At 36.7% G+C, this 8,556-nt stretch carries 5 protein-coding genes; all 5 read right to left on the reverse strand.

The annotated features are described in order from the left end of the window. Positions 1-47: 47 nt before the first annotated feature. The 5 genes from IQ228_RS15420 to IQ228_RS15440 all read right to left on the reverse strand — a co-directional run bounded on the left by IQ228_RS15420 (position 48) and on the right by IQ228_RS15440 (position 8,395). On the reverse strand, positions 48-2,342 hold the full coding sequence (locus tag IQ228_RS15420; RefSeq protein WP_193963416.1) for a hypothetical protein: 2,295 nt from the start codon (positions 2,340-2,342) through the stop codon (positions 48-50). A gap of 101 nt (positions 2,343-2,443) precedes the next feature. Next, positions 2,444-4,174, reverse strand: a complete 1,731-nt coding sequence (locus IQ228_RS15425; RefSeq protein ID WP_193963417.1) for a type IV secretory system conjugative DNA transfer family protein — start codon at positions 4,172-4,174, stop codon at positions 2,444-2,446. A 323-nt stretch (positions 4,175-4,497) separates the two neighbouring features. Further along, positions 4,498-5,784: a hypothetical protein gene (locus tag IQ228_RS15430; RefSeq protein ID WP_193963419.1), complete on the reverse strand. Its 1,287-nt coding sequence runs from the start codon at positions 5,782-5,784 to the stop codon at positions 4,498-4,500. 13 nt (positions 5,785-5,797) lie between these two features. Then, positions 5,798-6,640: a hypothetical protein gene (locus tag IQ228_RS15435; RefSeq protein WP_193963421.1), complete on the reverse strand. Its 843-nt coding sequence runs from the start codon at positions 6,638-6,640 to the stop codon at positions 5,798-5,800. Between the two features lie 45 nt (positions 6,641-6,685). Then, positions 6,686-8,395 (reverse strand): TrbI/VirB10 family protein, encoded by a 1,710-nt coding sequence (locus IQ228_RS15440; RefSeq protein WP_193963423.1) that lies wholly within the window; start codon positions 8,393-8,395, stop codon positions 6,686-6,688. Positions 8,396-8,556 lie beyond the last annotated feature (161 nt).

The raw sequence follows: 8,556 nt of genomic DNA on the forward strand, positions 1-8,556 counted from the left end.
GTAGAAAAAAATACTTTTAAAATTAGTTTTTACCCTTCTATTACTATCTATCGTGACAATTCATTACCCCATTCAGAAACACATCTAGATTTATTGGATGTCATTGTAGTATCCATATCCTCCCTAAATATATTTATTTTTGGCGTATATTGATTTGAAACTGTTTCCTTACGCCACTGTTCCAAGTCATTAGTTATCTCTTTCAAAGGTGACATTTGATTTTGCAAATCATCATGCTTTAAATTCTGTAAAACCAATAGTTGAAAATACAATTCCCTCTGTTCACCCACAGAAAGCATCTCCTGAGATTTTTTAAATTTGTCTCGAATACCCGTTTTAACCTCTTCTGCATTAATCAGAGAAGAATCCATATTAAAATTATCCCTTTCCACTTGCTGCCATACCTTTTTAAGTGCAGGATGTAGAGGAATTGGTATATCAGCTATATTCTTAACCTCCTTGCTACCATCCCTTGCTTTATCAACTAAACCATACTTCTCCAAATCAAATAAATGAGCATTGCGGGATATAAACTTCAACTGTGTTAAATCCCAATCGCTAATATTAAGATAGTCGACCTGCTTAATAATACCTTCTGCTGTTTTATGAAGAGTGAAAGATACCATTTCTTCTTCACCCTGATGATTAGTTTTATGTAGCTGTAACTGTGCCACCCCAGCTTCTAAATCCCTGGATCTAGAAATCGTGTATTCTCCTATAGTTAAATTATCAGTCTTAGCTTGTTGTAAAGCAGAATTGAGTAAACCCAAAACCTCAGTCTTTCTAAAACTTTCCAACGTTGCAAAAGTCCCAGCAGGTGCCAAAGAACCTAGTTGGTTAGCAATATCTCTGATATCTGCATTTTGTAGCTGTGGTAATTTCTTCTCACCCGAAATCTTCTCAGCTACCATCAAAAACTCTTGTCTTTCTACTGCTAACATTTGTGTAGGAGGAACTTTAATTTTTATATCCTGACGAGAATTGACAGTAAATTCCATCAAAGAATGAGAAAAATTAGATAATTCATCACGGCGATGATGGATACTATATCTTTCACCTTCTTTTCTAATTACAAAAGCATCACTTCTATAAAGTCTAGAACCATCTGCTAACGTCTCCCCATAAGCCTTGAGAAGTTCAACTGCTGGTTGAGCAATTTTGGCATTTTCAACTTTGAGATTATGCCGCATTTTCAGCCAGTTTAAACCTATAACCTTTTGCCAAATGGGTGCAACATCCTTCTTAATAGGAACTTCTACTTCCCGTATCCACTTCTGATTTTGAGAAGTTACTGTTGGAGATGAAACCACACCATTATAGTTTGGTGTAAAAGCAACTTTTCTTTTTTGTGTTTCAGTTTCTTCCTCTGTTGTTTCAAAAAATCTAGCTGACTTTTCTTCCCTAAAAGCATGAACTTCAGGTATTGTCTCTGTGACTGTTTCTTCAGTTCTTATTTCATTCGTCGAAACTTGCTTATCAGTAAAATTATGCTGATTTTCTTCTTCTAAATATGTCGTTTCAGCCATAGATATATCCCTGGCATCATCCCATTCTGGTGAATCATCTACTGGTGGTTCTGGTAATGGAGTATCTTCATCCCAAAAGACGAAAGTTTCCTCTTCAAATGATAAATCTAAAATAGGTGTAAATTCATTTTCTAATTCAATGTTTTCTCCAGAATTTACTGCTACTGTTGGAGATTCAGATTCTGTATAATTATCAACAACTTCACTCTCAATATCTTGACTTCCAAAAAGTTGACCTAGCAGTTCATCAACAATTTTTGTTAAATCTTCCTTTATCTCTCTTGTATTATTTGGGGTATTTTGACTAGGAGGTAAATAACGAATTATAGGTTCATAGACTACAGCGATAATTTCCTCGGTGTCTAAATTTTCCGTCACCCAGTTATGACGACACTTACCTTGATTATCTTGCTGATAAACAGTTAATTTATCACCTGATTCAATAGTGGCAATGATAGCTAAAGAAGAATTATTATTAGCTAGAACAATATCTGTGATGTCTTGAGAATTATCTGCTGCTGTTAACATTAATTGCTTGGCGATATTCTGCACTTGGACATCAGACATTTCGGCAGCTTCCCATTTCCAAGCACCAGGAAATTCCTCATCTGGAACAAGCCGATATTTCTCACTACCAACTTGTACTTCAATCTCAAATAACTTTTCTTGTTCTTGTTTAAGTTTTTCTCTGACTTTATCTATTAAAGCCTGGACTAATTCTGCTAATATTGAGGCAGTAATTTGAAGCTCATCAATTATATGGTCAACAGTTTTTTGATAAGCAGTTGCTAATTGTGTTACTCTTTCATCAAACATATTAATATATCCATTTTAAATCAGGATTTAAGGATTGATAGGATTCATTTAATAACTTCAGTTGCTGATTCAGCATATAGAAATACCCTTAACATTGATAATTAGAAAAATCCTTTATAAGCATCAATAGGTAATGGTACAGCACCAGCTTGTACAGGTTGCTGAGGAATAGGAAATAATTTATTTACCTCTCCTACCCGTTTATCTAAATCCTCTTGAGTAGGACGTTGTTGAGTGCTTTTCTCAGTCAATTGAGCAATCAAACTTGTCCACCTAGAGTCATTTTCTTGCTCAATATTAATTAAAACTTTCGGTATTTTAATTGTTTTTAATAAAGGAACAGAAGCTTCATTTTGATTACAGTAAGCCGGGTTAATAAATATACACTTCCCCGGTGGCAACTTCAAAAACTGTGCAGGTTCAAATAACTTCCGTGTTTTATCCTGTTCAGAGATTGAGGTACTGCTTTTACCTCCCCCAGTGCTTTTTGATTTCTGCTTATATTTAATTTCCTCGTCTCCCAGGTAAGCACTAAACAACCGCGCTGATTCTTCCTCACCCGGATTAAAAATGAACTTCGTACCGCAAGCACCCAGCATGGTTTTGGCAACTTCCTTACCATAGTATTTTTCTAACTGTCCCATGTTCTGCCATCCCAGAATGCCGCAAAAACCCTCACTGCGAGATTCATTCAGCCATCTAAACAGGTCTGGTAGGTATAAAGAAGGCACTTCATCGAGGACAACAACTAATGGGTCTTGCCGTTTTTTGGCGATCGCTCTAGCAACCGTCATGTGTAAAATACTGCATAATAGTGGACCCACCGCATCCCGTCGTTCCCTATCCAACCCAAAAATAATCATTTGTTTACCCTTGATTTCCAGAGGTAGAGTCGTCTTACCAACAAAACACCCCAAAGTATTCTTTTTCATAAACCGGGTAAACATCAAACTGGCAGTACCGGCGATACCAGCAATCGTTTTCTCAGAACCAGCAGAACTAAACAACTGACCAAAAGCAATCTTAATCCAGGGATTGAGGTTAGCAGCCATTAACCGTTCTACCATGCGATCGCTACTCAAAATAGCCGCCGCCGTCATAATATCTGGATACTGAGTTTGTTTGGTCAGCATCAGGATAGCTTCCGTCAACTGATCACCAGCAGGTCCAAAAAAAGCATCCTCATTACTAGCAGCCATCATTTTGAAGTTTTTGTTGATCACAGTTGCTAACTGCCTTGCCGTTTCCGCGTCCGTAGAATCTCGGAGAAAATCAAGGGGATTACACACCTCACTTTCAGGGAAACCAGGAGCGAAAATATGAACTTGATAACCCATCTTTTTGGCATAACTGGCAACTTTAGCTTGAGTTGGGTATTTAAAGTCATATAAAACAATCGGAAAACCTTGGTCAATGGCGCTATAAATCATCGGGTTAATAGCAGAAAAAGACTTACCGCTACCAGGAGCGCCAATTACTGCCGTTCCTCTTTGTACATCTGGTATGTATAACGGTATGGGACTTCCCGGTTCTTTATCTTGAGTTTTTCGACCTGTAAATTTGTGTCTACCAACATAGAGAGTGGCACTATCACATTGAGGATTAGCAATTTGTTTGATAGCTTTCTTTTTCGCTTTAGCTGTCTCCTTACTTCCGCCAAAATAACTGGTAGCTAACCTGCCTTTTTTATTTCCAGATAACATTTGTAGTAATAGAAATCCTAGCAATAATCCTGTCAGCATTAACCCATTAGCAGAAAAAAGGTAATGAGTGTATTTACCAATTGGTGCTTGGGGATTTTGAAGTTCGGAAATAAAGTTGTTTGTACTCATGGTGATTAGATAAATTTCAAAATGATTGATATAGACTTAAGATTGGGATATTTTGTATTACAGGCTTTTCAAGTAGATAACTATATTTTCTTTATCTCACGCTCCAGACGCGGAGGCGCAGAGAAGAGCGCAAGAGTGTTGTTTGAAAATTTGAAAGTTGTTGTAGATGAATATTTTAAAACATATATAGGAATACGATTTGATTGCTGATAGTTTTTTTAGGCAGGTAAGAGGATTATGGAAAATTCAGGTGTACCCGATTTTTTCAGAAATCATAACATTCTATCTCCACTAAAATGCGACTTCAAAAAACATTAAATTATCTAGGGAATTGTTAAAGGAGTGCCAAGAAATATAGGTGATTTTTCTTGATATATAAAAAAAGGAAACGGTCCAATAAAATAAGGTGAACAGCCTAAATCAAACCAACCACCTCTCCGACAAATGCGGAAGAAAATAGCAGTTGATGCAGTTCCATCACCTTCATTAATATCCCATACAGCTTGTTTAAAACCCTTACCAAAAGGATGCCTTCCGGTTGGTTCTTTTCCACCATTAAGATTGCCTAATATCCCAAAACTACCCTTTACTTGTTGAAACTTACCACTCATCCATTGACTACCTGTGATTCCACTTACACCTGATAATTCTATGTGAGCGCAGTTGTTAGTACATGGAATATTAAACCCAACTTGGTCACTACCACTTATTGAACGTTGTCGGTTTGATTCTACTTCCTTTAATGGCAAATCTAATTTACCAACAATACTTCCTTGGGGTACAGGTGCATTGGGAAAATTAGTGAATGTTACCTGATTTAGTCCAGGGATTTTTGATATGCTAGTATTCTGCCAATTACTAAATTGTTTAAGAGCAGTTTTTTCTATTCCAGGAATAGAGGTCAGATTATAATCAGATAAATTAATTTCTCCTAACTCTATATCTTTTATCTGTGGTAAATTATTGATAATTTCTCCTATGGTTTGTCCATTAATATTCGTAACACCCAATATCTTTTTAATCAAATCTTGAATAGGTGGTACATTTTCTACATATTCATTAACTAAATTAGGGATAGCTTTAGTTAATTCAGGGACGGTTTGCCATTTAATAGTATCAAAATCCGATAATTTAGTATTTGCCAGAGAAATACCACTCAGTTGACTAATTGTTTGTAAACTAAAATTTTCTAAATTAAATACATTTTCAAAATCTCCCAATTCCATCACTTCATCTAAACTTTGTCCCGCTTGCCAACTTCTGATTGATTTATATCCAGGAAATTCAACATTGGGAAGTTCAACACTACCAGGACTAGAGAAAACAAAAGATTTAAATGTAATACTCTCCCAATCAGGAACTGGTGCATTGTTGATGTATTTGCTAGGGATAGTGTTCAATGTTGGTGTAGAAGATGCCGTTGCTGGCTGAATTCCTAAAATATAACCAAGTAAATTATGATGGCGAAAGGATATTAAGCCATGTAATAATAAACTTGTACATAAACCCAAAAACATCCAATATTTGATATGGTAATTGAAATTTAATTGATTAGTTTTTGTACTTTCAACAGGTTGTTGATTATTTTGATGATGACGATTTAGCAGCATATTTGTACCCTAATTAATTACTAGAAGAATCGTCTGAAAAATCTTGATTTCTCTGAATTGTAGGTTTAACTTTTTGATTAGGAATTTGATTAGGAATTTGATTAGGAAGATTAGGAAGAGTTGATTCAGATCCTAATTGCAATAAACGCTCAATTAGCTGAGGAGAAACTTTGAGACTTTCAGCAGCATTGGTTAAATTTTTACCTGACTGTAACTCTTGAATTAGTTGTTGTAGTTTCTGCCATAAAGGATTACTGGGAGTTATCCAGCGTTTTTCTGCTGCTACTTGTAATCCCTTAGTAATAGTGGCGACAATAATAGAATCTGCGGGTGGTACTTCTTTGCGAGTGACATCAGGAGTGATAGAGATGGTACTGTAGCGTGGAGTTCCTTTGCTTGTTAGCACCCGAAAGTTGTAAACTTGGCGCGTTCCTGCTGAAGATTGCGTAATTACCGTCAAGTGTGCGCCGTTTTTAGCTGTAGGCATTCCAGGAATACTAACCGAGTTAATTTGTCTAAGATGAATTAAACCGGCTCCTGAGTCTTTACAATTAGACCTATCAGACAAGCCTTGCAAGCAACCATCTACATCCATGAGGATGCGGGAAGGGTCATCTAACCACACTCGTTGAATAACCTCACCAGTCTCATAAAATGAGATGGATACACCATGTCCCGGCCATACCTCTACAGTTTGTAGTTCGGCTTGAGTTCCAGTGGCCTTACTTTGAGGGATAATGCGAACAGAACTCTTGGTATTAGTTGATTGTGTTCTTGGTGTCGGTAGTGCCTGAGATGGAATATTGACCAAGCAAGACGTTGTAACAGCTAGAAATAACCAGAAAAACTTGTCCATTTTCATCCTCCAGGAGACACCTTCACCCAATGTGTAATCGGTAGTTTAAAGTCGCAAAGAGCGATTTACTTGAACATTGATTTTGGTATTTGGGGGGATGAACCAAATGTTTGGTCGTTTGATAATTTCTGCGATCGCTTTTTGATTGCGTTCCTCTACCTGCTTGGAAACTGTACCAAACGCTCCTTGAGCAAATGCACCTAGTAAAGAGCGATTTCCATTGCGACTGGTTTGGATGCTGCTAAACCCACCATTAGATTGAGAAATGCTACTTTCAATATCAGGTTGATTAACCACCTCCCCCACCTTGGCCAGTCCTGACATTAAACCTAGTCCTGCATCCAAGCTTAAAATCTCTTTACCTTTGTCCCGATACTGATTAGCAATTAAAGGTTCTCCTCCTTTCCCCTGTATGACAATTGTTCCTGGTCGTAATGTATATTCAGTCCCATCTTTGAGAATGGCAGTAACAACAGCAGTAACTCTGCCAGATGAATCAACTCCTTGAATTTCTGCACTCAAAAGTGTATTAGCAGGAATTGCTTCTTCCCCAATATTGCTCATTAAAGGTTGGGTGAGTTTCACAACAAACTTAGTTTGAATGTGAGAATTATTAGAATTAACATTTGCCGACCAAACGACGGGTGTTTCTAATATGCCAGTAGTGTATTCTCCTACTCTTAAATACTGTTCTTCTCTGCCCTCAATAATAGCTGCTTCTTCTGGATAATAATTCTTGCTATCACTGAAATTAGTTACCTTGTCACTTTTAGTTAAAGTCTTCTCACTAATTACCGGAGTCCACTTGGCTTTTAGTTCTTCAATTCCCCCATTATTATTATCAACAGTGCTATCTAAATCTGATGATGAATTATTAGTAGTAACTGTTTCTAGTGTTTCTAGTTGAGAATTGCGGTTATAACTAGACCTACGCCTGGGAGTATAATCAGATGTGCTAATATTTCGAGTTTGAGTGCTTGTTACCTCCTGTTTTTCGTTCGTGATTGCTGCTGCATAATAAATTTGACCACCAGAACCAAGAGAACGTAAATTTGCTAATTCTGCTAATGGATCTGAAGGTTTTGTAGGAGCTTTAAAGGTGGTTTGTTGTTTGGGTAAAATCGTTGAAGTTGCAACAGTTTGTACTGGAGGTGAAGAGCGTGCTATTGGCGCTTCTCTGACAGGTATTTCCCTTCTCATTGGTCTTCTAGGTTGTTGTTCCCTAGTGACTGTTGACGATGTTTCTCTGCTGACAGATTTATTAGGAATAGTTTTAGTTCTGGGCAGGTTTTCAACTGTCTGCTTATCCTGTTTTTCAACTGGTGATTCCTGTCTAATTCTATTTTGTTCTTTGAATGCTTCCAGTTCTTCAGCTTGTTTCTGTAATGCTAATTTGGCATAAATATCACCATCTTTTTTGGGAACTTCTTCTTCAGGAGGAGAGGTAGTAGCAACTTCTGGTGTTTGTTCTTTCTTCGTTACCTTCCCATTCATCATGGGATTGAGGAGCATAAAAATTAGCATAAATCCTACTCCAAATCCTCCCCCAACTACTATTGCCCGTGACCAGGGAGAATTTACAAGTGAATGTTGTGTTTCTACTAATTCTAATTTATCTGCTAATTCCACATCTGATTCAGTAATAATATTTGGATTCTCAGTACCAGCAAGATTATTTTCAGAGTTATCTTCGGCGAAATTGAGTAAATCATCTATCTTATTAGATTCAGTTCTGTTTTCTAAATTCGTTTGCATAAATCTCCTTATTGTATTTATAGTAAATAACCAGGATTTTCAATTTTTATGTATCATGTCAAAAGCATCTTATCAATTCAATAACACTCAAATCTTCAGATTGATTAATGCCTAATTTTTGATGATACTTTTTCGATAATAAACATAACTTCTATAAAAAT

This window comes from Dolichospermum sp. LEGE 00246, assembly GCF_015207865.1.
GTDB lineage: Bacteria > Cyanobacteriota > Cyanobacteriia > Cyanobacteriales > Nostocaceae > Dolichospermum > Dolichospermum heterosporum.

Coding starts and splice junctions, on each gene's coding strand:
- IQ228_RS15420 (WP_193963416.1), bottom strand. CDS start 2,342: ATGTTTGATGAAAGAGTAACACAATTAGCAACTGCTTATCAAAAAACT.
- IQ228_RS15425 (WP_193963417.1), bottom strand. CDS start 4,174: ATGAGTACAAACAACTTTATTTCCGAACTTCAAAATCCCCAAGCACCA.
- IQ228_RS15430 (WP_193963419.1), bottom strand. CDS start 5,784: ATGCTGCTAAATCGTCATCATCAAAATAATCAACAACCTGTTGAAAGT.
- IQ228_RS15435 (WP_193963421.1), bottom strand. CDS start 6,640: ATGGACAAGTTTTTCTGGTTATTTCTAGCTGTTACAACGTCTTGCTTG.
- IQ228_RS15440 (WP_193963423.1), bottom strand. CDS start 8,395: ATGCAAACGAATTTAGAAAACAGAACTGAATCTAATAAGATAGATGAT.